The sequence below is a fragment of the Pseudomonas haemolytica genome, assembly GCF_009659625.1.
Classification (GTDB): domain Bacteria; phylum Pseudomonadota; class Gammaproteobacteria; order Pseudomonadales; family Pseudomonadaceae; genus Aquipseudomonas; species Aquipseudomonas haemolytica.
In genome coordinates this window covers 783190-809710 of the sequence record NZ_VOIW01000001.1, presented here as the reverse complement: position 1 = coordinate 809710, position 26521 = coordinate 783190, and the positions used below count along the sequence as shown (strand labels likewise).

Sequence of the window (26521 nt, the reverse complement as noted above, 5' to 3'; positions counted from 1 at the left end):
CCGTTTTTCATTTCAAGCAGCGGCCTCAACCGTCCCCTTGATGACCTTTGCCATAGGTCGATGCCAGGGCTCGGGCTTTTTGCAGACGCTCTTCGAGCTTGGGCAGCGTCTCATCCACCAGCGCTTTTATCTCCGGCACATCCGACGCGGCGCCTTCTTTCTTGAACAGGGCGATAGCGTCTTCGTTTTCCTTGACCTGTTGCGCGGTATAGGCGGCGTCAAAGGAGTCGCCATCCTTGAGTTCGGGCATCAGGGTTTCGGCTTTATCAACGATCTTATCCCGTGGGGCCACCGGCAAATCGAGCTTCTTGGCGATGGCGGCCAAGTGCTGGTTGGCCAGGGTGCGCTCGTTGATGACTTCGATGGTGTAGTCCTTGATCTCTTGGGACGAGGTCTTGGCGTGGGCCATGCGACTGGTTTCGATATCGGCCATACCTTTGGCCGAAGCCTGCTCGATGAATTCAGCAGGCGACTGGGCGAAAGCATTGCTGGCGCCGAGGCCCAGCAGCATCGCGAAACTGGCGGTGCGTAACCGGATAGCCATGCGGCTCATGATGGGTTCCTCCAGGGCAAAAATAAGTGCGGGGAAACACGCCCCGCCCTGAATTCGAATTTTCAAGGCGGCAAAGGTTTAGAAAAAACTTGCCAGTGCGACGAACGGTTGTGGACGCCTCAGGCCGGTTTGCTACCGAACAAGCCCGGTAAGGCGTGCGCCAGGGCATTGATGGCGAAGCCAATAAACATTACGCCGCAGAGCTTGGTGATCAGAATTTCATGGCGTTGGTACACCGTGCGCACTCGCTGAGCACCGACCACGCCGATCAGGATCGCGTAGGCCAACAGGCCACCGATGAAGCTCATGAAGATCAGCGACGGCAGCATCGACCAAGTCAGCAATTCGGCACGGCTGGACAGCAACGCGGTGAAGGTCGCGACAGCAACCGGGTACGCCTTGGGGTTGGTCAGGCCGAACAAAATGCCATGCCAGAACGGGTGCCTCGCCGCGCCCTGAGGCGCATCACCGCTACGGCGCTGGGTACGGATTGCGCGCCAGCCGAGCCAGAACAAATACAACCCGCTGAGTACACCCAGTACATCAAACGCACTGCTACCGACTTCCCGCGCACCGACGATGGCAATCAGCGCCGTGCTGCACCACACCACGTCGCCGAGCAAATGCCCACACAGAAAACCCGCCCCGGCACGCCGGCCGCGGGCAGCGCCGATGCCGAACACAGCCAAGACACCTGGGCCGGGGGTAATACCGTAGATAAAACCCGAGGCAAGGACGGCGAGCAGCAAGGATGGGGTCATGGGTAGACGCTCTGACAGACGTGTGAAGGTGATTGATTCTGCATGTTTCAGCGCGGCGGGTAAAACTTCATTCCCGCGTAAGGCTTGGCGCGACAAGCTTGCAGGCGCGAGGCCAAGTCACCGACATGAGCCTCCAGCTTGTGGCCGTCCGGATCGAGGAAGTAAAACGACGCGCCTTCGCTGCGGTTATCGCGCCACTCCTGTACGCCGCCCGCCCGCAGGCGCTCGACCAACGCGGCGAAATGAGCGGCCTCGACGGTGAAGGCGTAATGGGTGTAATCCGCCGCCGGCGCGGTCGGGCGCAACGGGTCCAGCGACAGGCAGAGCCAGAGCCCGGGTAATGAGAGGTAGGCACCGTTGTCCCAGGTAGCGTCGAGTTGGAGGTGCAGCAGGTCGCGATAAAAACTGACGCTGCGCGGCACGTCGGTCACCGCCAGGGTCAGGTGGTTGAGTCCAGAAAGCATGAATATTTCCTTGATCAGAATACCCCTGACGAACGGAGCAAACCGTTGATGCAGTGACGATGTAGTATGTTGCACTACACATCACTACATCGAGGTTCATATGTCTGTTATGTCCCTACGTATACCGGAAGACGTCGCCGACACGCTTGCCAGTCTCGCCAAGGCTACCGGTCGCAGCAAATCCTTTCTCGCCGTTGATGCGTTACGCGAATACTTGACACGTGAAGCATGGCAAATCGAAGAAATTCAAAAAGCACTGAAAGAAGCGGATGCGGGTGATTTCGCCACGGCTGCCGAAGTAAAAGCTGTCGCTGACAAATGGCGCACCAATGCAGGTTGAGTGGCTGCGGGCAGCCCTAAGAAACCTAGACGATGAAGCGGCTTATATTGCCGAAGAAAACCCCAAAGCTGCGCATGAATTTGTCCAGGCAATTTTGAGTGGCCTCGAAAATGTCGCGCAGTTTCCCGCGATGGGCAAAGAGGGCCGAGTGCCTGGGACTCGGGAGTGGGTTGTACCTCGATGGCCCTACATTGTTCCTTACCGAATTCGAGAGGGGCGACTACAGGTAATGCGGATTTTTCATACCCGTCGCCAGCCACCGAAATCGTGGTGATACGGGCCTACTCACTCAGCACACCCCGTACCCGCCCAATCAACCACTGCAACCCCGAATCCCCTCCCCGCCGCACATGCCAGGCCAGCTCAAAAGCAAACGAAGGAATATGAAACGGCGCAGGCACGGCCAGCAGGTGCCGATGATCGATATTCAGTAAACCTCGGGACGACACCGTCAAGACCAAGTCCGTGCCCTCGATCAACTGCGGTGCAACGCCCCAATGCGGCAGGCTGATCGCCACATGCCGTCGTTCACGTATCGCGCTCAGTGCGCGTTCGATTTCCGGCGTGCCACTACCGCGCATCTCCAGGAGCACATGGGGACGCGACAAGTAGGTCGGCAGGTCCAGCACGCCGCTGGGTGGAAGGCTGTGGCGGTCGACCAGGCAGGTGTAATGCTCTTCGAACAACGGCGTAGTACGCAGTTCGGCGGGCATGTCGGGGAATACGCCAGCCGCCAGGTCGAGATCACTATTGAGCACGCCATCAACCATGCCTTCGCGGCTGGCCTGGATGATCTGCAGGTCGATGCCAGGCGCTTCATGGCGTAGGACACGGACCAACCCTGGCAGGAAAATCGCCGCGCTGTAGTCCGACATCGCCACGCGAAACCGGCGCTTGGCCGAGGCGGGGTCAAAACGATTTGGCGCCAGCAACGCCTGCACCTGGGCCAGGGCTTCGGCCAAGGGCGCGGCCAACTCCAGGGCGCGAGCCGTTGGCACCAGTGTGCCGCCCTGGCGCACCAGCAGCGGGTCACCGAGCATATCGCGCAAACGCGCCAACGCATGGCTGACCGCCGGCTGGCTCAGATGCAAGCGCTCGGCAGCGCGGGTGACGTGTTGCTCGCTGAGCAACGCGTCGAGAATCACCAGCAGGTTAAGGTCGATGCGACGCAGATCATTCATCAGCTGCATGCTCGGCATAAGAACTTGGAATTTAAATTTGCGTGACGAATAGCCTAGAGTCCAGCAAAACCTCTGGGAGATAGTGAGATGACCACCTTGCATTGGCTGGGTTTGTTAGCGCTGGCGGTGATCGCCGGGGCGGTGGTGCCGTTTCAAAGTGCGATCAACGCCAACCTCGGGCGCGGGCTCGGCCATCCGTTGTGGGCCACGCTGGCTTCGTTACTGGTGAGTATCATCGTGCTGCTGCCGGTGATCGTGGCGCTGCGTTTACCACTGCCGAGCTTGGCCTTTATCAGCAAGGCACCGTTGTGGATGTGGGCCGGGGGTGCCTTCGGCGTGTGTTTTATCTCGTTGGCATTGATGCTGCTACCCAAACTGGGTGCATCAGGGTTTATTGCGCTGGCCATGGCCGGGCAGATTCTCGCGTCGTTGCTGCTCGACCACTTCGGCCTGTTCGGCCTGGTGGAACGCCAGTTGACCACGCCGCGGGTGCTGGGCGCGCTGTTGTTGATCGCCGGCGTGGCGTTGATTCAGTTCAGCGCCATACCCGCTCGCGTAGTGGCAACGGCCAGCTGATCAGATCGAGACACCAGGCTCCTGTGCACTATCAGCGACGCTCAGCGGCCAGGCGATTGATCTCGGCCTGCTCGACCACCGGCTGCGGCGCGCCCTGGCTCGCGGCCTGCAACATCGCCCGGCCGACGGTCTCGGTGCTCACCACCCAACCCGGTTTTGTCCGCCGCACAAACGAGAGCAACGGCCCGAGCACGCTGTAGAAAGATCGGTACAACGGCGTTTTCGAACGTACGCCATGCAACGGCTGGATGATCCCCGGGCGGAACAGGTACACCGCCTTGAATGGCAGGCGCAGCAAGGCATTTTCCGTCTTGCCCTTGACCCGCGCCCACATCGACTTGCCCACCTCGGAACTGTCAGTACCGGCACCCGACACGTAGATAAACGTCATCTGTGGGTTGAGCCGTGCCAGGGTGCTGGCCGCGACCAGGGTCAGGTCATAGGTGAGGTGGGTGTACCGGGCTTCCTTCATGCCTGCCGACGAAACGCCGAGGCAAAAGAAACACGCCTCAAAACCTTGCAGCAGGTTTTCCAGGGGTTGGAAATCCAGCATGTCGCTGTGCAGCACCTGGTGCAGCTTGCCGTGTTCCTGGGTCAAGGGCGTGCGGCCGACGGCGACGACTTCCTGCACATCAGCCGCCAGCAGGCACTCGCGCAGCACGCCCTGGCCGACCATGCCGGTGGCGCCGAATAACAGAACTCTCATTAAATACTCCTTCATCCTACTGACTGGGCGAGCCGACATACGAGCCTTTTGAACGCTATCGGAAAATCCGCTCTGCACACTGACACCTTACTCAATCCAGGGACGCACAATCCCACCGATTCGTATGCCATTGAGAAAAATTTTACGCGTTCGAAACCATACATTCGGATCGTCCACCAATACAGCAGAACGTTGAAGGTAGCTACTCAGATGACATTCCTTTGCCATCACAAAAAGTAGGATTTCGCACACACCAAAAACTCCATTCGGAGAGGTGCGCATAGGAATCGTCTGACTTATCGAAATAGAACTTTCCCGCTACTGTTTTCCGAAACCCCAAAGGACGGCTAGAAAAGTGGAAAGCTCATCACTTACAAACAAATTCTCAAATTACAAAAAACTTATCGAATTAGCCGAAACAGACTGGCACTCAGCGAAGAGGGGGCGAATATGCGAACTCAATGTCACCGTCACACACAACAACTACCTAACAGATCAATATGAACGTAACCTCCATCACTTCTGCACAACCTCATATCTCGGGCTCGACCACCACCCAAGTATAATAGACGGCGCGATACAAGGAATAAGGGAAGCCAAAACCCTCCGAATTGCAAATTCAAAAAACAGATGCAAATTGGAAATACTCGAACGGTACGAACTAGAACTATCAGCTCACTTTAACTCAATTTGTTTAAGCACTTTGTCTTGCAGCGCTGCTAGTTCTGGACTGCTCCCCCTGCTCGCGAGCGGTGCTTTTACTAACAACTGCCCGCCAACGATGGTATTCGACAAACAATCTCACTACTCGATGAATCACATCAAAGCCGCATGCGCTGATGAAACTGAAGTCAAGACCGCCCCCCACAACGACCTTTCTTTCATTGAGGACTTATGTAAAAAACGCAAATATGTCGCGTATATAGCTGACGGAATATATAGCATGGGTGGCGTTGCGGACGTTGAGGGACTGCTCTACTTAAAAGCCCGTTACGGACTGTTTCTCTATATGGACGACTCACATGCTCTATCGGCCTTCGGAGAGAAAGGGTATGGCTTCATCCGACCCTGCATGCGAGCGCTAGACGATCAGACGTTAATTGTAGCTTCTTTAGGGAAATCTTTTGGTGCTAGCGGAGGATTGATAATGTTTGGCACCGAACAGCAAAAAAGTTTGATGTATCGTTATGGAGGCCCTAGCAATTGGTCGCAGAGTCTAAACTCAGCAGCTATTGGGGCAGGACTGGCCTCGCTAAAAATACATCAAACTGAAGAACTGCGCACACTTCAAGAAAAACTCCAATCCAACATCCAACTATTTGACAAACTAATACATACCGAACAACACGGCACATACACGGCAATACGTCTGATTACCTGTGGTGAGGCTGACAAAGCAAATGCACTCGCCATCCAACTCTCGGACATAGGTTTTTTTACATCTGCTGTATTTTTTCCGGTAGTTCCAAGAGGGCGGGCTGCTGTACGCATAACTCTTCGAGCAGATATGAGTCACACAACGATAAAATCATTCTGTACGCAGCTAGCCCTCTTAATGGACAAATATAAAATCAACAACTAATATCAACTCACACTACAACCCAAGACCACTTACCTGACCAACAATTAGCAACTGCAACTACTGGGGGGTGATTGGAAACCGTGTAAATCATGCCGAACTAGCAATGTTTCCTGCAGGGTTAGGATGAAGGACAACTTCTATTGAAAAGCAATATCACTCTTGCCCTCGCCTGCAGCGCTGCCTTCCTCGCCCAAGCCGGTATCAGCAGCTATCTGCCCGCCGTCCCAGCTATCGCCCAAACGCTAGCCGCCGCTGAAGACTATGTTGCGCTGGCCCTCGCGGTGTACCTGGTGGGCATGGCATTACCAATGCTGCTGTGGGGTAGCCTGGGTGAGCGGTTTGGCAGAAAGCCAGTGTTACTTGCAGCATTGGCGGTGTATGCCCTGGCGAGTGCGGCGATTCCATCGGCGTTCAACACTGAGTCATTTCTGGCCTTGCGCCTGCTTCAGGGTTTGGGGGCTGGCGGTGTGTCCGTCATGGCGCGGGTGTTGGTGCGCGACAGCTTCAGCGGCGCACTATTGGCCAAGGGTCTGTCGTGGCTGGGGATGACCTTCGTGGTCGCCTTGGGTATCGCCCAATTCGTAGGTTCGTTGTTGCAAGTGGCGTTTGGCTGGAAGTCGATCTTCTATACGTTGGCGATCGGGGCCATCTCATTGATGGCGGTGTTGCAGCGGGTGGTATTTTCTACGCCCGCAAAAGCCAGTTCCTCGGCATGCGCCTGGCGTATTTACACCGCGATTGTGCGACATCCCCCCTTTCTGCACGCGGCATTGGCCGGCGGTTTGGGCTACGGGGTGATCATTGCATTCAACACCTGCGCACCACTGATTTTGCAGGGACATTTTCAGTGGAGCGCTGCCGAGTACGGCTGGCTGGGTTGGCCGATCAGCGGGGCTTACCTGGCAGGTGCGTTGATGGTCAATCGCTTCGTTGCACACACAGGCCGCTTGACGATGATGAGTGCAGGCGTGGCATTTATGCTGCTCGGTACGGCCATCCTTTTGCTGAGCAGTGTGTTTGCCAGCGGGCTCGCCGTACTGCTGTGGTTGCCGTATTGCCTGGCGGTGCTGGGGCAGTCGATGAGTTACCCCATCAGTTTGTCCCTGGCCAATGATGAGTCACCCGTGAGTGGCTCCTACGCCATGGCCCTGAGCGGGTTTATGCATCAGATGATGGCTGCGATGATCGGCGCCGTGGCGAGCCTGCTGGTGAGTCAGCAGGCGTGGCCGCTGGCGTTGATGTGTGTGGCGTTGGCGGGCGGCGCGTTTGTATGCGTCGTCCGCTGCAGGTCGGATCAAAACGCGCTACGAAAAATCTCCTCTATCTGACGCTGATCCGCCCGCCGCGGATTGGTCAGCCCACATGCATCCTTCAGCGCATTGGTAGCCAGCAGCGGAATGTCCTGCAACTTGGCGCCGAGTTCACGCAAGCCTGCTGGGATGTCCACGTCCTGGGACAGCCCGCGGATCGCCGCGATGGCTGCCTGGGCGCCCTCTTCTGCAGTAATACCCTTGATGTCCGCACCAAGGGCGCGGGCCACGTCGCTCAGGCGCTTGGCGCTGACACTGGCATTGAAGCTTTGTACGTGGGGCAACAACACTGCGTTGCATACGCCATGGGGCAAGTCGTACAAGCCGCCCAATTGATGGGCCATGGCATGTACAAAACCCAGGGACGCGTTGTTGAAGGCCATGCCCGCGAGGAACTGCGCGTAGGCCATGTTTTCCCGGGCGGCCATGTCACTGCCGTCGCGCACCGCCAGGCGCAGGTTGGCGCTGATCAGCTCGATCGCCTTGATCGCGCAGGCGTCGGTGATCGGCGTGGCGGCGGTGGATACATAGGCTTCGATGGCGTGGGTCAACGCATCCATGCCGGTGGCGGCAGTGAGGCCCTTGGGCATGCCAACCATCAGCGCCGGATCGTTGACCGACAGCAGCGGCGTGACGTTGCGGTCAACAATTGCCATTTTTACGTGGCGGGTTTCGTCGGTGATGATGCAGAACCGCGTCATCTCGCTGGCGGTGCCGGCGGTGGTGTTGATAGCCACCAGCGGCAATTGCGGCTTGCTCGACTGATCGACACCTTCGTAGTCGCCGATACGCCCGCCGTTGGTGGCGCACAGGGCGATACCCTTGGCGCAGTCATGGGGCGAACCGCCGCCCAGGGATACCACGAAATCGCAGGCACTCTGTTGCAGCAACGCCAGGCCTTTCTCGACGTTTTCCACCGTGGGGTTGGGCTTGGCGCCGTCGTAGATCACCGAGTCGATGTCCTGCATCGCCAGCTTCTCGGCGATCATGCTGGCCATGCCGGTTTTGGCCAGCCCGACGTCGGTAACGATCAATGCTTTGCGAAAGCCGTAGTTGCGAATGGCGGTCATGGCTTCGTCGAGGCAGTCGATGCCCATGATGTTGACGGCGGGGATGAAGAACGTGCTGCTCATGGTCAATCCTCAGAGGCGTTATGCCGACAGAATCAACCCGTACCGCGTGGCGCATCTTGATCAGGATCAACGCCAGCTCGTGATAAAGTCACCACCCAGCCGATTTCGAGTAGACCCGCCGCAATGAAGGATTTCCAGGATAGTGACGCCCACCTTGAAGACTGGAGCGTCCTGGGCGCTGCCCTCGACTTCAGTGGGATTCTGATCGGCAACGGCGCCAGCCGTACGATTTGGGAAGACTTTGCCTACGACTCGCTGTTTGAAAATGCGCGTACCGTTGAAGAAAAACCCCTGAGCCAATCCGAACTCAGCGTATTTGACGCCTTGCAAACCCGCAGCTTCGAGCAAGCCCTGGGCGCCTTGAAAACCACCAGTCGGGTCAACAAGGCCCTGGCGGTCAGTTCGGCGGCGCCGCGTAACCGTTACTACGCGATCAAGGAAGCGCTGATCAACACCATCCACACGGTGCATATTCCCTGGCGTCTGGTGCAGCCGACGACGCTGGCGATCATCAACCGTGAGTTGGCGAACTACGCCACGGTATTCACCAGCAACTACGACTTGCTCAACTACTGGGCGATCCTGCACACACCGGGCATTGATGACCTGTTCCGCAGCGCCGACGCCAGCTTCGACCTGCGCAATACCCACGCCGACACCACGCGCATCCTCTACCTGCACGGCGGCCTGCACCTGGTGCGCAACCTTGACGGCACGGCACGCAAACTGCCATCCACCGACAGCACCTTGCTCAGCAGTTTTGCGATCAACAACACGATCAAGACCCTGGACGATGTGCCGCTGTTCGTCAGTGAAGGCAAGGTGGAAGAGAAGCTCAAGAGCATCCGCAGTTCGGATTACCTGTCGTTCTGTTATGAGCAACTGCTGAGCCATGAAGGCGCACTGTGCATCTTCGGCCATGACTTGGGGCCGCAGGACAAGCACCTGGTGGATGCGATTCGCCAGGCGAGCATCAGCACGCTGGCGATCTCGGTTTCGGGGCGCAGCGATGGTTTTATCCGTCAGCAGAAGCGGCGGTATTCGGAGTTGTTTGAAGGTACTGGAGCGCAGCTGAAATTCTTCGCGGCGCGCACGCATCCGCTGGGTAACCCGGCGCTGTCAGTGCCGGTCGAACACTGATCTACTGAACAAAGAAGATCAACTGTGGGAGGGGGCTTGCTCCCGATTGCAGAGAGTCAGCTACAGATGAGCTGACTGATCCACCGCAATCGGGAGCAAGCCCCCTGCCACACTGACTGCATTTCAGGTTGCGACAAGCGTTACTCCTCAGAGCTGTGCACCACCACCAGCAACTGCGCCTGCACCTCTCCCACCGAGCGAATCCGATGAGGTTTCTGTGCGTTGAAGTGCAGCGCGTCGCCACGCTCCAGCAGTACTCGCTCGTTCATGAAGTCCACTTCCACCTGGCCTTCATGCACGAACAAAAACTCCTCGCCCAAATGCTCCTTGAAGGTCTTGTCAGTGAACTCCGCCGGCGGGTAGATAATGAACGGCAGCAGGCTGCGCTCGCTGACTTGATGGGCGAGCACCGCGTAACCCGGCGCGGTGTCGGGACGTTCATGGCTGCGCACCAGGCTGTAGCTGTCAAGGCTGACGCTGTCTTCGCTGAACAACTCTTCAACCTTCACGTTCAACGCCTTGGCCAGTTTCAGCGCAGCGGCGATGGAGGGCGTGTTGAGCCCGCGTTCGACTTTCGACAGGTAACTCTTGGTCATCCCGGACTTTTCGGCCAGTGCCTCCAGGGTTACGCCAAGTTTTTTTCTCAATAATTTCAAACGGATAGACATTTGCTGCGGTTAATCCATGCAGAAAGCGATGAGCCATGCTTGCCAATGACACAATGTGTCATATAGCATGTTTAGTGTCATTTGCATTCACCCAACGACCTTGCGAGCAGCGGGCGAGCAGCAAATCCGACGTCCATTGAACCACCCAAAGGACACCGATATGGCCAAGACATTAGCACTCCCAAAAGACCAACTGGTCAAGCAAGCCCTGAGCCAGATGCAAAACAACCTGGCAGATAATACGTGGACCGACCGCCAAAAGCTGGCACTGACCTGCCGAATCCTGTTCGAGCATGGCCACGACTCCGGCCTGGCCGGGCAGATCACCGCACGCGGGCCGACCCCTGGCACCTACTACACCCAACAACTGGGCCTGGGTTTTGACGAAATTACCGCCAGCAACCTGCTGCTGGTCAACGAAGACCTTGAAGTGCTGGAAGGCCATGGCATTCCCAACCCGGCCAACCGTTTTCACACCTGGGTGTACCGTGGCCGGCCGGATGTAAACTGCATCATCCATACGCACCCGACGCACATTGCCGCGCTGTCGATGCTGGAAGTGCCGCTGCAGGTGTCGCACATGGACCTCTGCCCGCTGTACGAAGACTGCGCGTTCCTGGAAGCCTGGCCCGGCGTGCCGGTGGGCAATGAAGAAGGCGAAATTATCACCACGGCCCTGGGCGACAAGCGCGCGATCCTGCTCTCGCACCACGGCCAGTTGTCCACGGGTGCCAGCATCGAAGAAGCCTGTGTCATTGCGCAACTGATCGAACGAGCGGCCAAGTTGCAGTTGCTGGCGATGGCCGCAGGCACCGTCAAACCGATCCTGCCGGAGCTGGGGCGCGAGGCCCATGACTGGATCTCCAAGCCCAAGCGCCACGGCGCCGCGTTCAATTACTACGCCCGGCAAAACCTGCGCAAGCACGCCGATTGCCTGAACTGATTGCCCCTTTTTCGACCGGAGTTTTCCCATGCCCAACCCAACTATTCACGGCATCATCGGCTACACCATCACTCCGTTCAGCGCTGACGGCCAACACGTTGACCTCGATGCCCTCGGGCGCTCCATCGATCGCTTGATCGACAGCGGCGTACACGCCATCGCGCCCTTGGGCAGTACCGGCGAAGGCGCCTACCTGAGCGATGCCGAGTGGGACGAAGTCAGCGCCTACAGCCTCGAGAAAGTCGCCAAACGCGTGCCGACCATTGTCAGCGTGTCCGACCTGACCACCGCCAAGGCCGTACGCCGCGCACGTTATGCCGAAGCCCATGGCGCTGATGTGGTGATGGTGCTGCCCGCCTCGTACTGGAAACTCAGCGAAGCGGAAATCCTCGCCCACTACGCCGCGATTGGCGACAGCATCGGCGTGCCGATCATGCTCTACAACAACCCGGCCACCAGCGGTACCGATATGTCGGTGGAGCTGATCCTGCGCATCCTCAAGCAGGTCGACAACGTGACCATGGTCAAGGAGAGCACCGGCGATATCCAGCGCATGCACCAGTTGAAGCTCCAGAGTGACGTGCCGTTCTACAACGGTTGCAACCCGCTGGCTCTGGAAGCCTTCGCGGCTGGTGCCAAAGGCTGGTGTACTGCAGCGCCGAACTTGATCCCGCAGCTCAACCTAGACCTGTATCACGCAGTGCAGGCCAATGACTTGAACAAGGCGCGGGAGCTGTTCTATCGCCAGTTGCCTTTGCTGCAATTCATCCTCAAGGGCGGGTTACCGGCGACGATCAAGGCCGGGTTGCGCTTGACCGGCTTGGAAGTGGGTAATCCGCGCCTGCCGGTGTTCCCGCTGGGTGAGGCAGGTATTGGGCAATTGAAAACGCTACTGAATTGAAATCAGCTCCCCTGTGGGAGGGGCGGTGCGACGATTCGACTTGCCCCCTCCCACATTTGAATTGAGTACAGCCTTTAAATAGAGACAAATGACAATAATTCTCGATATCATTCACGGCTTTTCCACGCCGTGCTTCGTCAAGAAGGATATCCATGTCTCGTCCCAAGCCCGACCCGTCGTCGGCCGATGCCTGTCGCGGGTTTTATGCAGATATTCTGTATTTCCTGCGTAAACGCACGGACAACGCCAGCGACGCGGCGGACATGACCCAGGATGTCTTTACCCAATGGCTGGGCTACCGCGACCGGGCCAAGGTCGAGCAGCCACGGGCGTTTCTGTTCCAGATGGCGCGCAACCTGCTGCGCGATCACTGGCGCAAACAGAAGGTACGACAGAGCGTCCACCCCGATCAGTCCGAAATGGATGCCGAGCCGGTCACCGACGAGCAGAACGACCCCATGGCCGTCACCCTTCGCCTGCAACGCCTGGAACAATTGAAAGAAGTCCTCGCCCAACTCTCGCCCCGCCGGCGAGAAGCCCTTATGCTGCACCGCTTCGAAGGCTTGAGCCAGGCGCAGATCGCCGAGCGCATGGGCATTTCGACCAGCATGGTAGAAAAGCACATCGCCTTTGCCCTGCTGCATTGCAAGCGACGCCTTCAACCCGACCCCGGCACGGAGCAGCCAGAATGAACCGCCTGAGCGACACCGACGCCCTGGACATCGAAACGAGCGACTCCATCGATGCCCAAGCCGCCAGCTGGTTTGCACGCAACCGTAACGACGCAAGCCGTGCCGACCGCAAAGCCTTTGCCGCCTGGCAAGCGGTACCTGCGCACGCTCGCGCCTATGCCGAATTCGAACAGCTGTGGGCCGACCTGGGCCAATTGCAGCAACTGAACAAACCCGTGCCACTGCCCAAGCGCAAGCCGCCCCTCTGGCGCTCTGCCCTGGCGGTGGCCGCGGCCCTGCTCTGCGCTGTGCTGGCCACGCATATCGGCGCGCCCCGCGAGCTGTATCACACCCAGGTCGCTACCCATGCCAAGGGCATGCGCACATTGAACCTGCCCGATGGCAGCACCTTGTATGTGAATGCCAACACCCACATCCGCGTGGACTTCAACGCCCATCAACGCATTCTCCATCTGGACAAAGGCCAGCTGTATATCGAGGTGGCCGCCGACAAGGAACGCCCACTCTACGTGCAAGCTGGCGAATCGAGCGTACGGGTGGTGGGCACCGGTTTTGATGTACGTCGTGGCCCACAGCAACTGGTGGTCAGTGTTGCCCATGGCCAGGTGGCATTCGAGCCGGATGGCAAAACCCCCGTCACGCTGCTCGGCGCTCGGCAACGCGCCGTTTACAACTACGCCAAGGGCACCTTGCAACAGCAAACCCTCAGCGCTGAAGAAGTGGCTGATTGGCGCAGCGGGCATTTGTCGTTTCGCAATCGCGAGCTGGCCAGCCTGATCGACGAATTGAGTCTGTACCGCCCCCAGGCGCCGTTGCAGGTCAACAAGGCCATTGCGCAGCTCAAGGTGTCCGGCAACCTTGACGTGAATGACCCGGACGCCCTGCTCAATGCCCTGCCCGCGCTATTGCCGGTGAAAACCATGGTATCGGCCGATGGCATCGTGAGAATCGAGCCAAGCAAATAGCCTGCAAAAACCACACATGAGAATATTTTGCATTCGCATGTGTGGTTTTTTTTGCCTGCCCCGTCTTCCTCCTGTCTGCGTTTGATACGCACACCTTTTTGGCTATTTAGCCGCTCCGGGGGATTTCATGTTTCGCGCGCCTTGCCACGCTTCGCACCTGTTTCTTCGACCGACGCTCATCGCTACCTGCCTGGCCTTCAGCCTCGGCGCCCAGGCCGAGTCGTTCAAGCTGCAACTGCCGGCCCAGTCGCTGGCAACGTCCCTGAGCCAAGTGGCACAACAGGCGAAGATCCAGTTACTGTTCGATGAAAGCCTGCTCAAGAACCTGCAGGCGCCGGCTCTCAACGGTGACTACACACCGGAAGTGGCGATTCGCACCCTGCTGAAAAACGGCGAGTTCACCCTGATCAAGGTCGGCAGCACCTATGTCGTGCGCCCGGATGAGGGCAAGACCACTCACAGTGGCGCGATCCAGCTGGACACGTTGAGCGTGATCGGCACCGGTAACGAAGTGAACTCCAGCACCGTCAACCGCTCCACCCTGACCCAGACCGACATCGACCGCTACCAGTCCAACAACATCCCAAGCCTGTTGCAGACCCTGCCCGGCGTCAGCCAGGGCGGCTCGTTGAAACCCGGCGGCCAGACCATCAACATTCGTGGTTTCGGCGATGCAGAAGACGTACCGATGACCGTCGACGGCGCCTCCAAGAGCGGCTTTGAGCGCTATCAGCAAGGCACGGTGTTTATCGAGCCTGAGCTGATCAAGAGCATCGAAGTGGAGAAAGGCCCAAACTCGCCATTCACCGGCAATGGCGGCTTCGGTGGCACGGTCAACATGGTCACCAAGGACGCCCCGGACCTGCTCAAGGACGGCCGCAACAGCGGCGCGATGCTCAAATACGGCTACTCCAGCAACGACCATGAACAGGTCTACAGCGGTGCCGTGTATGGCCGTACCGACGATGGCCGCTTTGACGCGCTGGCCTACCTGACCCAACGCGATGGCGGCGATATGAAGGTGGCCGCCAAGTTGCCCAACGACAATAATGAGTACCCGATCAACCCCCAGCGCCTGCCCAACAGCGCCCAGGATGTGGACGGCAAGCTGTTCAAGGTCAACGCGCATTTCACCGATGAGCACAGTGTCGGCCTGTCGTACTCGCGCTCCCACAGCAACCGCTGGACGCCGTTCTCTGCGGCGAGCTATCCGACGCCACCCAGCCAGTTCAACATTGACCGCTACGGCTACGAAGGCGCGTTGAAGCGTTTCCTGGCCCACCGTGACACGGTCGACACCACCTGGTCCGGCAAGTATGAATACCAGCCCCTGAACAACCCGCTGGTGGACTTGACCATCAAGTATTCCCAGTCCAACACCGAGCAGACCGACGAGCGTGACGCCACCGCGTTTTTCCAGTTGGCCACCGGCGGGCGCAAGATGGATACGTCCTATACCGACAAGAACCTCGACATCCGCAACGTCAGCTTGTTCGACACCGGCCCCTTGCAGCACGCCGTGACCGTCGGCGGGCAAATCCGCAAGCACATCCGCGAAACCGAAATGTGGATGCCCGGCACCGCCTATAACACCCAGCGCTACAACTACGGGCACTTCCAGCCGGGCTTCATGCCCCACGGCAAGGTCGACACTAATAGCTTCTTTATCCAAGACGCGGTGACCCTCGGCGACGTGACCATCACTCCGTCGCTGCGCTATGACCATGTGCGCAACCGTGGCGAAGGCAACGATGCGCCCTATTACAACAACCCCGATCCCAAAGTTGGCCACGACTACAGCGACCGCACCTACACCGGTTGGTCGCCACGCCTGGCGTTGTTCTGGACCGTGACGCCGAATGTCGGGCTGTTCGCCAACTGGAGTCAGACCTGGCGCGCACCGGTGATCGACGAACAATACGAAGTGCAAGGTGTGGGCAGCCGTACCGCCACCAGTGTGGACCTGGACCCGGAACGCATCACCTCGATCACCCTGGGCAACATCACCAGCTTCGACAACCTGATCGCCCAGGACGACAACCTGCAACTGCGCACCACCCTGTTCCACAACAAAGTCGAAGACGAAATCTTCAAGGCCACCGGCGTCGGCTGCCAGAACCAGGCTATCAACGGTGGCACCATCCCGTCCGCCTGCCCGCCGGGGCCGATGTCCAACTACCGCAATATCGGTGGCATGACCATCAAGGGCGTCGAGCTGGAGTCGATCTATAACTCCACCTACCTGTTTGGTTCAGTGTCGTTTGCCTATGCCAAAGGCCAGCACCAAGGCGCCTACACCAACCCTTGGGGCCCGGATGTGGCGGCGCGGGATATTCCGCCGACCAAATGGGTGCTGGTACTGGGTACCAACATTCCGGCCTGGGATGCCCAAGTAGGCTGGATGGGCCAATTCATCGGCGCTACCGACCGCCTGCCCAGCGACAAATACTCCGGTGGCCCCGGTTCCAATCTCGGCGACGCGTTCTACAACCAGTACGGCAACAAGCGCTACAACACACAAGGCCTGTTCGCCAAATGGACACCGCAGCAGGCTTACCTCAAAGGCACCGAGGTGAACTTCACCGTGGACAACCTGTTCAACAACAACTTCCGCCCGGCGTTGAGCGGCGACCGCGCCTACACCAAAGGGCGCGATGCGAAGATCAGCGTGACGCGGTTCTTCTAAAACTGTACGGATAAATCCGCACCCAGCTGTAGGCCCGCAAACGGCGGGACGTGTGGCTAGATGGGCTTCCCTTGAAGCCCTCTTGATCCCGGTCCCGCCCCATGAGCTCGCGCGAAAACACCGGCATGGCCCTCGGCCTGCTGGGCGTCATCATCTTCAGCCTCACCCTGCCTTTCACGCGCATCGTGGTGCAGGAAATCCACCCGTTGCTCAACGGTTTGGGGCGAGCCTTGTTCGCGGCAATCCCGGCTGCAGCCCTGTTGTTGTGGCGCCGCGAACGCTGGCCCACCTGGCGCCAGGTACGCGGTCTGTGTTTGGTGATCGCCGGGGTGATCCTCGGTTTCCCGGTGCTGTCGGCCTGGGCCATGCAAACCTTGCCAGCGTCCCACGGCGCCCTGGTCAACGGCCTGCAACCGCTGTGCGTGGCGCTGTATGCGGCATGGTTGTCCCATGAGCGGCCGTCGAAAGCCTTCTGGGCCTGCGCGGCGCTGGGCAGTGGTTTGGTGTTGAGCTACGCGCTGATTACCGGTGCCGGCAGTATTCAGGCAGGGGATTTGCTGATGCTCGGCGCGATTGCCGTGGGCGGCCTGGGCTATGCCGAAGGCGGTCGACTGGCCAAGGAAATGGGCGGCTGGCAGGTGATCTGTTGGGCGCTGGTGCTGTCAACGCCAGTGTTGATCGGGCCGGTGGCCTACCTGGCGGCGCAGCATCACGGGCCGATCTCCATGAGCACCTGGTGGGCGTTTGGCTACGTGTCGTTGTTCTCGCAATTCCTGGGGTTCTTCGCCTGGTATGCCGGGCTGGCCATGGGCGGGATTGCGCGAGTCAGCCAGATTCAGCTGCTACAGATCTTCTTCACCATCGCGTTTTCGGCGTTGTTCTTTGGTGAGCATATCGAGCCGATTACCTGGTTGTTTGCCTGTGGAGTGATTGTCACCGTGATGCTGGGGCGCAAGACGGCAGTGCAGCCAGCACCTATTGCCAAGGTGCACACAGTCTAAATGTGGGTGCGGGCTTGCTCGCGAATGCGGTGGGTCAGTCGCCGAATTTATTGACTGATACTGCGCATTCGCGAGCAAGCCCGCTCCCACAAGGGCTCTGTGCTCAGTTCAATAGCCCATCGGCACGCAGCAAGGTTTCCAGGCAGTGTTCGCTGATGTGGTAGAACGCCTTGAGTTCCTGGATTTTCGCCAACAGTTGCGCGTTGTCCACCGGCTCCGCACGCTTGACCGCAAGAATCATCTTGTTCTTGTTGGTGTGCTCCAACGAAATGAACTCGAACACCTTGGTCTCATAGCCACAGGCTTCAAGGAACAACGCACGCAGGCTGTCGGTGACCATTTCCGCCTGCTGGCCCAAGTGCAGGCCGTATTGCAGCATCGGCTTGAGCAGCGCCGGGCTCTGGATCTGCAGGCGAATCTGCTTGTGACAGCACGGCGAGCACATGATGATCGACGCGCCGGAACGGATACCGGTGTGGATCGCGTAGTCAGTGGCGATGTCGCAGGCATGCAGGGCGATCATCACGTCCAGTTCACTCGGTGCCACGCTGCGCACATCCCCGCATTTGAACACCAGCCCCGGGTGTTCCAGGCGTGCGGCGGCGCTGTTGCATAAGGTGACCATGTCTTCGCGCAATTCAACGCCAGTGACCTCGCCCTCGGCCTTGAGGGTATTGCGCAGGTAATCGTGGATGGCGAAGGTCAGGTAGCCCTTGCCCGACCCGAAATCAGCGACGCGCACCGGTTGGTCGAGCTTCAATGGCGACGACGTCAGCGCATGGCTGAACACTTCGATGAACTTGTTGATCTGCTTCCACTTGCGCGACATCGACGGGATCAGCGCCTGCTTGGCGTCGGTCACGCCCAGGTCGGCGAGGAATGGTCGGCTCAGGTCAAGGAAGCGGTTTTTCTCACGGTTATGCTCGGCCGACGGAGCCTCACGCAGTTGCTGCGGTTTGCTTTTGAACAGCGAGCTTTTGTTCTTCTTGCTGTATTCCAGCTGGGCTTCGTCGGTCAGCGACAGCAAGTGCGCGTTCTTGAACGACGCCGGCAACAGCTCGGCAATCGCAGCCACGCCGTCGGCCAAGGGGAAGTTCTTGGTGATGTCGCGGGTCTTGTAGCGATAGACGAAGGACAGGCACGCCTGCTCCTTGACCTCAATCTGCTTGATGATCAGCCGTTGCAACTCGGCTTCATCGCCCACGTACTTGGCCAGCACCAGCTTGATAAAAGCGTTCTGCGCAAGGCTGGTGCTGAGCAGTTCGATGAACTGAGCGTGATGATCCGGCGCAGGGCGGGCAGGTTGAGCGGTGACGGACATGAACAAAAACGCCTCGGGTAAAGAATGCCGGGCATTTTAGGGGGGATAGGGGCTCAGGGCACGGGGTTATTTGATCAACGGTCAGTTCCAGCAACCACTGTAGATCCAAATGTGGGAGGGGGCTTGCTCCTGATTGCAGTGTGTCAGCCAACAGATTCATTGACTGGTGCACCGCCATCGGGAGCAAGCCCCCTCCCACATTGGGAACTGCGTTAGCCGTGTTATTCGAGTACAACCAGGCGATTGGGCAACTCATTACGCGTCTGCGTCACCGGCACGTGCACCTTGAGCAACTCGCCACAGGCTTCAACGCATGCAATGAACCCGGCCAGCGTCTGCCCCTGTTTCACCTGCTGGGTAAACGCCTGGACGATGACATCCCAACTGCTGTCATCCAAGTGTTTGGAAATCCCGTCATCCACCAGAATTTCCACATAGCGCTCCGCCTCGCTGACAAAAATCAGCACGCCGGTGCTGCCCACGGTGTGGTGCAGGTTTTGCTCCAGGAACTGCCGGCGCGCCAGGTTGGACGCGCGCCAATGACGCACCGAACGCGGGATCAGCCGCGTGGTGACCTTGGGCAAACGGAACACCAGGCACAACAGAATAAACGTCGCCCATTGCGCCAACAGCAAGGTGTACATGGTCAGGTAGCCCGACAAATAATGCACCACGCCCGGCACCACCAACGCGATCAAGCTCGCCCACAGCAACGGGATATAGGCGTAGTCGTCGGCCCGCGCAGCCAGCACCGTCACCAACTCCGCGTCGGTGGTTTTCTCGACCCGGGCGATGGCTTCGGCGACTTGGCGTTGCTCGTGTTCAGTCAGTAATGCCATGGTTGTAGATGCTCTTTTCTCGTTATTGTCATTACCAGCCACCCGAAGCCCCGCCGCCGCCAAAACCACCGCCGCCGCCCCGGAAACCGCCGCCACCGCCTCCCCCACCGCCGCCGCGTCCGCTGCTGAGAATAGCCAGCAGGATTGCGCCCACCGGCAAGCCCAGGCGATTACACAGCCACAACACGCCGATCAGCAGGATAAACAGGCCGATGGAGAACCCGGGATTATCCTTGGCAAAATTCGCATCCGCCACATGGGCAGGCACTGCCAAGGGTTCGCCGCCAACCACCTGCAGCATCGCGGCCACGCCGTCGCTGATGCCCTGGCTGAAGTTACCGGCCTTGAACTTGGGCAGGATCACCTGGTTGATGATCACCCAGGATTGCGCATCCGTCAGCACGCCTTCCAGGCCGTAACCGACTTCGATACGCACCTTACGGTCATCACGGGCGACGAGCAGCAGCGCGCCGTTGTCCTTGCCCTTCTGGCCAATGCCCCACTGGCGGCCCAATTGATAACCGTAGTCTTCAATGGGCACGCCCTGCAGGTCGGGTACGGTGACCACCACGATCTGGTCGCCCGAGGTTTGCTCCAGCGCCTGCAATTGCTGGGTCAGTTGCTCGCGTACCGCCGGGTCGAGCATCTGCGCGCTGTCCACCACGCGCCCACTCAGCGCCGGGAAGGTCAGCGCTGCCTGGGCCACGCCCACGCAGGCCAACAGCCACAGCGCCAGGCTTATCCGTAATAAACGCATCGACACCTCAGTGCAGCCTTATTTGAACTTCACTTGCGGCGCTTTATCGGCGTCGGCACTGGTGGCTTCAAACGTGGCGCGGATCGGCAAGTCGCTGTACATCACGGTGTGCCACAGGCGGCCAGGGAAGGTGCGAATTTCGGTGTTGTAGGCTTGCACAGCCTGGATGAAATCACGACGGGCCACGGCGATGCGGTTCTCGGTGCCTTCAAGTTGGGACTGCAAGGCCAGGAAGTTCTGGTTGGCCTTGAGGTCCGGATAGCGCTCGGATACCACCATCAAACGGCTGAGTGCGCCGCTAAGGCCATCCTGGGCCTGCTGGAACTGCTTGAGTTTTTCGGGGTTGTCGAGGGTGCTGGCATCCACCTGGATCGAGGTGGCTTTGGCCCGCGCTTCAATCACGGCGGTCAGGGTGTCTTGCTCATGGGCAGCGTAGCCCTTGACGACTTCCACCAGGTTGGGGATCAGGTCGGCACGGCGTTGGTACTGGTTCTGCACCTGGCCCCAGGCCGCCTTGGCCTGTTCATCCAGGGTCGGGATGTTGTTGATGCCGCAACCGCTCAGCACTGTGCTGATCAGTAGCAAAGCCGCAGCCTTGAAGCCCCAGCGGTAATGTTGTGCTGCTTGCATGGTGTTTCTCCTGCCCAATCTTGATGGAAGTTGACGACTAACCCTATAAACGACGCGCTTGGGGCATAATCCGCCACCACTGGCATGCATCGAGCCAATCAGCTACAAAGATGCCCAGCGCGAAAAAGAGTTCAGAGTGTGCTGCATTTATCTGAACAACACCCGAACAACAATAGACGCTCCCCACATTTTGGCCGATCAGCGTTATCGCTGTGCAGTGAGCCGAAAAAGGATATTCATGAAGAAGCTGTGTTTGCTCGGCCTTGTTGCCACTCTGGCCAGTCACCCCGTATGGGCAGAAACAAAGCCTGCTGCGCTTAAAGACAAGGACGCCTTCGTCAGCGACCTGCTCAAGCAAATGACCCTGGACGAGAAAATCGGCCAATTGCGCCTGATCAGCATCGGCCCGGAAATGCCCCGGGAGCTGATCCGCAAGGAAATCGCCGCCGGCCGCATCGGTGGCACGTTCAACTCCATCACCCGCCCGGAAAACCGCCCGATGCAGGACGCGGCCATGCGCAGCCGCTTGAAGATCCCGATGTTCTTCGCCTATGACGTGATCCACGGCCACCGCACGATTTTCCCGATCAGCCTGGCCCTGGCTTCCAGCTGGGACATGGACGCCATCGGCCGCTCCGGGCGCATCGCCGCCCAGGAAGCCGCCGCCGACAGCCTCGACATCACCTTTGCGCCGATGGTCGATATCTCGCGTGACCCACGCTGGGGCCGCACCTCCGAAGGCTTCGGTGAAGACACGTATTTGGTCTCGCGGATTGCCGAAGTCATGGTCAAGGCGTTCCAGGGCGCAAGCCCCGCGAATGCCGACAGCCTCATGGCCAGCGTCAAGCACTTCGCCCTGTATGGCGCGGTGGAAGGCGGGCGCGACTACAACGTGGTCGACATGAGCCCGGTCAAGATGTACCAGGATTACCTGCCGCCTTACCACGCAGCCATCAAGGCCGGCTCCGGCGGCGTGATGGTGGCGTTGAACTCGATCAACGGCGTGCCTGCCACCGCCAACACCTGGCTGATGAACGACCTGCTGCGCAGAGACTGGGGCTTCAAGGGCCTGACCGTCAGCGACCACGGTGCGATCTTCGAATTGATCAAGCACGGCGTGGCCAAGGACGGGCGTGAAGCCGCCAAGCTGGCAATCAAGGCCGGCATCGACATGAGCATGAACGACTCGCTGTACGGCAAGGAATTGCCTGGGCTGCTCAAATCCGGCGAGATCGAGCAGAGCGACATCGACAACGCCGTGCGCGAAGTGCTCGGTGCCAAGTACGACATGGGCCTGTTCAAGGACCCGTACCTGCGCATCGGCAAGGCCGAGGATGACCCGGCCGATCCCTACGCCGACAGCCGCCTGCACCGCGCCGAAGCCCGCGACATTGCACGGCGCAGCCTGGTACTGCTGAAGAACCAGAATGAAACGCTGCCGCTGAAAAAATCCGCGACCATCGCCCTGGTCGGCCCACTGGCCAAGGCGCCGATCGACATGATGGGCAGTTGGGCCGCTGCCGGCAGACCTGCGCAATCGGTGACCCTGCTCGACGGCATGAACGCTGTCATCGGCGAAAAAGGCCAAGTGATCTATGCCCGCGGCGCCAACATCACCAGCGACAAGGCGGTGCTCGACTACCTCAACTTCCTCAACTTCGATGCCCCGGAAGTAGTGGATGACCCGCGCCCAGCCCAAGTGCTGATCGACGAAGCAGTGAAAGCGGCGAAGAACGCCGACGTCATCGTCGCAGCGGTGGGCGAGTCGCGTGGTATGTCCCACGAGTCATCGAGCCGCACCGACCTGAACATCCCGCAAAGCCAGCGCGACCTGATCAAGGCCCTTAAAGCTACCGGCAAACCGTTGGTCTTGGTGCTGATGAACGGCCGTCCGCTGTCGATCCTCGAGGAAAACCAACAAGCCGACGCGATCCTGGAAACCTGGTTCGCCGGCACCGAAGGCGGCAACGCCATCGCCGACGTGCTGTTCGGCGACTACAACCCGTCGGGCAAGCTGCCTATCACCTTCCCGCGTTCGGTGGGGCAGATTCCGACCTACTACAACCACCTGACCATTGGCCGCCCGTTCACCCCGGGCAAGCCTGGCAACTACACCTCGCAGTACTTCGATGACACCACCGGCCCGCTGTTTCCCTTTGGTTATGGCCTGAGCTACACCCACTTCAGCCTGTCGGACATGGCGCTGTCGTCCACCACCCTGAACAAGACGGGCAAGCTCGACGCCAGTGTCACCGTCAAGAACACCGGCAAGGTCGATGGCGAAACCGTGGTGCAGTTGTATATCCAGGACGTGGCCGGTTCGATGATCCGCCCGATCAAGGAGCTGAAGAACTTCCAGAAGATCATGCTCAAGGCCGGCGAAGAGCGCACGCTGCACTTCACCATCACCGAGGACGACTTGAAGTTCTACAACGCCCAGCTCAAGTTCGCGGCGGAACCGGGTGAGTTCAATGTGCAGATCGGGCTGGATTCCCAGGATGTTCAGCAGCAGACCTTTGAGCTGCTCTAAACCTCGAATGCAGTAAAAAATGTGGGAGGGGGCTTGCTCCCGATACGGTGTGTCAGTTAACCGATTCATTGACTGACCCGCTGCTATCGGGAGCAAGCCCCCTCCCACATTTGATTGAGGTGATGCGACTAGCCGCGTCGGTCCAGCAAATTGACCACCAACCGATCAATCCACCCCCACATCCGCTGCTTGACCCGCCTCCACAACGGCCGCGCCTTCCATGCCTCCAGGCTCACCACCTGGCTCTGGGCAAAGTCTGCTTCGAAACTGCCCACCACCGCCGCCGTCAATCCCGGGTCCAACGCTTCGAGGTTGGCTTCCAGGTTGAAGCGCAAATTCCAGTGGTCGAAATTGCACGAGCCAATGCTCACCCAATCGTCCACCAGCACCATCTTCAGGTGCAGGAAGCACGGCTGGTATTCAAAGATCTGCACACCTGCACGTAGCAGGCGCGGGTAATAACGATGGCCGGCGTAACGTACGGATGGGTGATCGGTGCGTGGGCCGGTGAGCAGCAAGCGCACATCTACACCCCGCCCTGCCGCCCGGCGCAAGGCACGGCGCACGCTCCAGGTCGGCAGGAAGTACGGCGTTGCCAACCAGATACGCGTCTTGCTGCTGTTCAAGGCGCGGATCAGCGATTGCAGGATATCTCGATGCTGACGGGCGTCGGCATACGCCACGCGGCCGAGCCCAGGCCCGGTGGCTGGCACCTTGGGCAAGCGTGGTAACCCGAAATGGGTCGCCGGTTTCCATTCACGGCGCGCCACGTTGGCGTGCCATTGCCGATCGAACAGGGCCTGCCAGTCCAACACCAGCGGGCCGCTGATTTGCACCATGACTTCATGCCATTCGGCGCTGTCTTGCCCCGGGGTCCAGAACTCATCGGTGACACCGGTGCCACCGACCACGGCGATATTCTGGTCGATCAGCAGCAGCTTGCGATGGTCGCGATACAGGTTGCGCATCCAGCGCCGCCAGTTCAGGCGATTGTAGAAGCGCAGCTCCACGCCGGCATCGGTCAAGCGCTTGCGCAGCCCGAGGGTAAACGCCAGGCTGCCGTAATCATCGAACAGGCAGCGCACCTGCACGCCGCGTTCGGCGGCCAGCACCAGCGCCTGCACCATAGCGTCGGCACAGGCACCGGCTTCGACCAGATACAGTTCAAGATCAACCTGCTGCTCGGCCCGGGCAATGCCCACCAGCATCTGCGGGAAGAAACTCGGCCCGTCGATCAACAATTCGAACTGATTGGCGCTGCGCCACGGGAACACTGCGCCGCTCATGTCAGCGCGCCGTGAAGATCAGTACCGCACCCACCGGCACCGACAGGCTGATCGACTTCAGCCCAGCCGCCTTACGCAACGCCGCCACACCGGGCGCCAGGTCGAAATCCTCGGCATGCAGCACCACCGGCTCAAGGGTCACCACTTGGAAGCGTCGTTCATCCAGGCGTGTGGCGAGCAACTCGGCGCTGTAGGTCTGGGTCTTGCCGTGCAGCGTGACGTTCAATGGCAAGCGCAATTCCAGCTGCGCGCCGGACGCCAGGTCATTGATCGGTTGCAGATTGATCTGCGCGCTGATCAGCGCTTCAGGGAAGGTCTTGATCTGGAACAGGTCATTGCGCATGCGCTCGTCGCGCAGGGGGATGCCGCTGTTGATCGACTCCATCTCCACTTGCAACTGCGCCGCGCCTTTGGCGTCGACCTTGCCATGCAACACCAGGAAGCGATGCACCTCGGCAATCTCGGTGTTTTTGGTGGTGACGAAAGACAGGCGCGAGGATTCGTTATCCAGGTACCAGTCGGCGTGGGCAGGCACGGTGGCACAGGTCAGCAGCGCGAAGACCAGAGGTTTGACATTGAACATAAAGACTCTAGGGCAAAAAACCTGGATGAACCTTAAGCGCAATCTCACGAATGGCGCAAATCCAATGTGGGAGGGGGCTTGCTCCCGATGGCGGTGGATCAGCAACACATCCAGTGACTGACACTCTGCTATCGGGCGCAAGCCCCCTCCCACATTGGTCCTGTGGTGACTGTCTAGGCCAATGCCTGCTGCACTTCGCGCACCGCTTGCTCCAGGCTGGCCATGTGCAGGTTCAGCACCCGTTCCACCGGCGCCTGATGCATCGGCCAGTGCAGGGCCATGCTCCCCACCAATCGGCCATTGGTACGCACCGGCAGCGCCACCGCACGGATCAGGAACGGCAGGCGCACCGGGTATTCCCAGTAACCTTCGGTGCGCTGGCCGAAGCCTTGGTGCTGGGTTTGTTCGCAGGCACGGTATTGCTCGTCCGCCGCCACCTGATCGCGGCCCGCCAGGCGTTGCACTTCCTCAAGGGGCAATTGCGTCAGGCACGCCTTGCCCATCGCCGAATGAAACAGGCTGGCATACTGGCCGACGATCTGGCAGTTGTTCGGGTACAGCTTGCGCAGCACACCGGGAATCGCACTCTCCATGACTTCCAGGCGCTCGCCATCGAAACAGGACAAGTCCACCACCAAGCCGGTGCGTTCACTGAGCTCCAATAACCAGGGTGCCGCGCTTTCCACCACCTGGCGCTTGAAGCGTTGCTGGGTATCGCCGAACAAACGCCGGGCGCGCAGGCGGTAACGCCGATCGCTCAGGCCACGATAGACCCAGCCCTGTTCCTGCAAGGTCAGCAACATGCGTGACACCGTGGCCTTGGGCAGCCGCGTGAGGTAGTGCAGCTCTTCCAGCCCCAGGGCCTGGTGCTCGCCCAGCAACTCGACGATTGCCAGTGCGCGTTCAACCGAGCGTACGGTGCCTGTGTCCATGTTCGATCTCCCTGTTGCCGGTGGATGATCATTCTCACAGC

The 26521-nt window shown here is 59.4% G+C and carries 27 protein-coding genes; 13 read left to right on the top strand and 14 right to left on the bottom strand.

The features are described from left to right. Positions 1-25 precede the first annotated feature (25 nt). From FRT59_RS03680 to fos, 3 genes are all read right to left on the bottom strand, one after another. Positions 26-553 (bottom strand): DUF4142 domain-containing protein, encoded by a 528-nt coding sequence (locus FRT59_RS03680; protein ID WP_034118580.1) that lies wholly within the window; start codon positions 551-553, stop codon positions 26-28. Positions 554-672: 119 nt separating this feature from the next. After that, positions 673-1314, bottom strand: a complete 642-nt coding sequence (locus FRT59_RS03675) for a LysE family translocator (protein ID WP_153870420.1) — start codon at positions 1312-1314, stop codon at positions 673-675. Positions 1315-1361: 47 nt separating this feature from the next. Then, positions 1362-1778: a fosfomycin resistance glutathione transferase gene (gene fos, locus FRT59_RS03670; protein ID WP_153870419.1), complete on the bottom strand. Its 417-nt coding sequence runs from the start codon at positions 1776-1778 to the stop codon at positions 1362-1364. A 100-nt stretch (positions 1779-1878) separates the two neighbouring features. On the opposite strand from fos, the gene FRT59_RS03665 reads away from it, so the two are divergent. Together FRT59_RS03665 and FRT59_RS03660 are read left to right on the top strand one after the other, a co-directional pair. Next, the gene (locus FRT59_RS03665) at positions 1879-2118 is read left to right on the top strand and encodes a CopG family ribbon-helix-helix protein (RefSeq protein WP_034118577.1); all 240 of its coding nucleotides are present in this window, start codon (positions 1879-1881) and stop codon (positions 2116-2118) included. Further along, positions 2108-2392: a type II toxin-antitoxin system RelE/ParE family toxin gene (locus FRT59_RS03660; protein WP_153870418.1), complete on the top strand. Its 285-nt coding sequence runs from the start codon at positions 2108-2110 to the stop codon at positions 2390-2392. The genes FRT59_RS03665 and FRT59_RS03660 overlap by 11 nt, the downstream gene beginning before the upstream one ends. Positions 2393-2399: 7 nt before the next feature. Here the strand turns inward: FRT59_RS03660 and FRT59_RS03655 are convergent, their stop codons facing one another. Next, a complete protein-coding gene (locus tag FRT59_RS03655) occupies positions 2400-3308 on the bottom strand; it encodes a LysR family transcriptional regulator (protein WP_411829027.1) in 909 nt (302 codons plus the stop codon). Between the two features lie 78 nt (positions 3309-3386). Between FRT59_RS03655 and FRT59_RS03650 the strand changes: the two genes are divergently transcribed. Then, entirely contained in the window at positions 3387-3875 is a 489-nt protein-coding gene (locus tag FRT59_RS03650) for a DMT family transporter (RefSeq protein ID WP_034118575.1), read from the top strand. 31 nt (positions 3876-3906) lie between these two features. Here FRT59_RS03650 and FRT59_RS03645 read toward each other — a convergent pair whose 3' ends face one another. Then, the gene (locus FRT59_RS03645; protein WP_153870416.1) at positions 3907-4581 is read right to left on the bottom strand and encodes an NAD-dependent epimerase/dehydratase family protein; all 675 of its coding nucleotides are present in this window, start codon (positions 4579-4581) and stop codon (positions 3907-3909) included. 355 nt (positions 4582-4936) lie between these two features. On the opposite strand from FRT59_RS03645, the gene FRT59_RS03640 reads away from it, so the two are divergent. Continuing rightward, positions 4937-6163, top strand: coding sequence for an aminotransferase class I/II-fold pyridoxal phosphate-dependent enzyme (locus tag FRT59_RS03640; RefSeq protein WP_198809579.1), 1227 nt, complete (start codon positions 4937-4939; stop codon positions 6161-6163). A 140-nt stretch (positions 6164-6303) separates the two neighbouring features. Continuing rightward, entirely contained in the window at positions 6304-7491 is a 1188-nt protein-coding gene (locus tag FRT59_RS03635; RefSeq protein WP_153870415.1) for an MFS transporter, read from the top strand. On the opposite strand, the gene yiaY is transcribed toward FRT59_RS03635, so the two are convergent. Continuing rightward, complete coding sequence (yiaY, locus tag FRT59_RS03630) at positions 7458-8606, bottom strand: L-threonine dehydrogenase (RefSeq protein WP_034118571.1); 1149 nt, start codon at positions 8604-8606, stop codon at positions 7458-7460. The genes FRT59_RS03635 and yiaY overlap by 34 nt on opposite strands. Before the next feature lie 123 nt (positions 8607-8729). Between yiaY and FRT59_RS03625 the strand changes: the two genes are divergently transcribed. Continuing rightward, positions 8730-9746: a DUF4917 family protein gene (locus tag FRT59_RS03625; RefSeq protein WP_153870414.1), complete on the top strand. Its 1017-nt coding sequence runs from the start codon at positions 8730-8732 to the stop codon at positions 9744-9746. A 140-nt stretch (positions 9747-9886) separates the two neighbouring features. Here the strand turns inward: FRT59_RS03625 and FRT59_RS03620 are convergent, their stop codons facing one another. Continuing rightward, complete coding sequence (locus FRT59_RS03620) at positions 9887-10414, bottom strand: helix-turn-helix domain-containing protein (RefSeq protein WP_034118569.1); 528 nt, start codon at positions 10412-10414, stop codon at positions 9887-9889. Positions 10415-10574: 160 nt separating this feature from the next. Between FRT59_RS03620 and FRT59_RS03615 the strand changes: the two genes are divergently transcribed. The 6 genes from FRT59_RS03615 (at position 10575) to FRT59_RS03590 (ending at position 17602) form a co-directional block, all read left to right on the top strand. Next, positions 10575-11357, top strand: coding sequence for an aldolase (locus FRT59_RS03615; protein WP_034118568.1), 783 nt, complete (start codon positions 10575-10577; stop codon positions 11355-11357). Between the two features lie 28 nt (positions 11358-11385). Next, entirely contained in the window at positions 11386-12258 is an 873-nt protein-coding gene (locus FRT59_RS03610; protein ID WP_153870413.1) for a dihydrodipicolinate synthase family protein, read from the top strand. Between the two features lie 152 nt (positions 12259-12410). Beyond that, positions 12411-12950, top strand: a complete 540-nt coding sequence (locus tag FRT59_RS03605; RefSeq protein WP_153870412.1) for an RNA polymerase sigma factor — start codon at positions 12411-12413, stop codon at positions 12948-12950. Then, positions 12947-13915 (top strand): FecR family protein, encoded by a 969-nt coding sequence (locus FRT59_RS03600; RefSeq protein ID WP_153870411.1) that lies wholly within the window; start codon positions 12947-12949, stop codon positions 13913-13915. The genes FRT59_RS03605 and FRT59_RS03600 overlap by 4 nt, the downstream gene beginning before the upstream one ends. A gap of 127 nt (positions 13916-14042) precedes the next feature. Then, a complete protein-coding gene (locus FRT59_RS03595) occupies positions 14043-16601 on the top strand; it encodes a TonB-dependent receptor (RefSeq protein WP_153870410.1) in 2559 nt (852 codons plus the stop codon). 101 nt (positions 16602-16702) lie between these two features. After that, positions 16703-17602, top strand: a complete 900-nt coding sequence (locus FRT59_RS03590) for a DMT family transporter (protein ID WP_034118563.1) — start codon at positions 16703-16705, stop codon at positions 17600-17602. A 103-nt stretch (positions 17603-17705) separates the two neighbouring features. Here FRT59_RS03590 and FRT59_RS03585 read toward each other — a convergent pair whose 3' ends face one another. From FRT59_RS03585 to FRT59_RS03570, 4 genes are all read right to left on the bottom strand, one after another. After that, positions 17706-18923, bottom strand: coding sequence for a class I SAM-dependent methyltransferase (locus tag FRT59_RS03585; protein WP_153837670.1), 1218 nt, complete (start codon positions 18921-18923; stop codon positions 17706-17708). Between the two features lie 221 nt (positions 18924-19144). Further along, positions 19145-19762, bottom strand: a complete 618-nt coding sequence (locus FRT59_RS03580; protein ID WP_153870409.1) for a TPM domain-containing protein — start codon at positions 19760-19762, stop codon at positions 19145-19147. Positions 19763-19793: 31 nt separating this feature from the next. Continuing rightward, complete coding sequence (locus FRT59_RS03575; RefSeq protein WP_034118560.1) at positions 19794-20519, bottom strand: TPM domain-containing protein; 726 nt, start codon at positions 20517-20519, stop codon at positions 19794-19796. 18 nt (positions 20520-20537) lie between these two features. Next, positions 20538-21149 (bottom strand): LemA family protein, encoded by a 612-nt coding sequence (locus FRT59_RS03570; RefSeq protein WP_034118558.1) that lies wholly within the window; start codon positions 21147-21149, stop codon positions 20538-20540. Positions 21150-21387: 238 nt separating this feature from the next. Here FRT59_RS03570 and bglX point away from each other — a divergent pair, with 238 nt between their 5' ends. Continuing rightward, positions 21388-23679 carry a beta-glucosidase BglX gene (gene bglX, locus FRT59_RS03565; protein ID WP_153870408.1) on the top strand — a complete coding sequence of 764 codons (2292 nt, stop codon included), beginning with the start codon at positions 21388-21390 and terminating at the stop codon, positions 23677-23679. A 128-nt stretch (positions 23680-23807) separates the two neighbouring features. Here bglX and FRT59_RS03560 read toward each other — a convergent pair whose 3' ends face one another. From FRT59_RS03560 to FRT59_RS03550, 3 genes are all read right to left on the bottom strand, one after another. Beyond that, on the bottom strand, positions 23808-24965 hold the full coding sequence (locus FRT59_RS03560) for a phospholipase D-like domain-containing protein (RefSeq protein WP_153837667.1): 1158 nt from the start codon (positions 24963-24965) through the stop codon (positions 23808-23810). Between the two features lies 1 nt (position 24966). Then, positions 24967-25548 (bottom strand): YceI family protein, encoded by a 582-nt coding sequence (locus tag FRT59_RS03555; protein ID WP_153837666.1) that lies wholly within the window; start codon positions 25546-25548, stop codon positions 24967-24969. A gap of 173 nt (positions 25549-25721) precedes the next feature. Then, on the bottom strand, positions 25722-26480 hold the full coding sequence (locus tag FRT59_RS03550; protein ID WP_034118553.1) for a helix-turn-helix domain-containing protein: 759 nt from the start codon (positions 26478-26480) through the stop codon (positions 25722-25724). Positions 26481-26521: the final 41 nt, after the last annotated feature.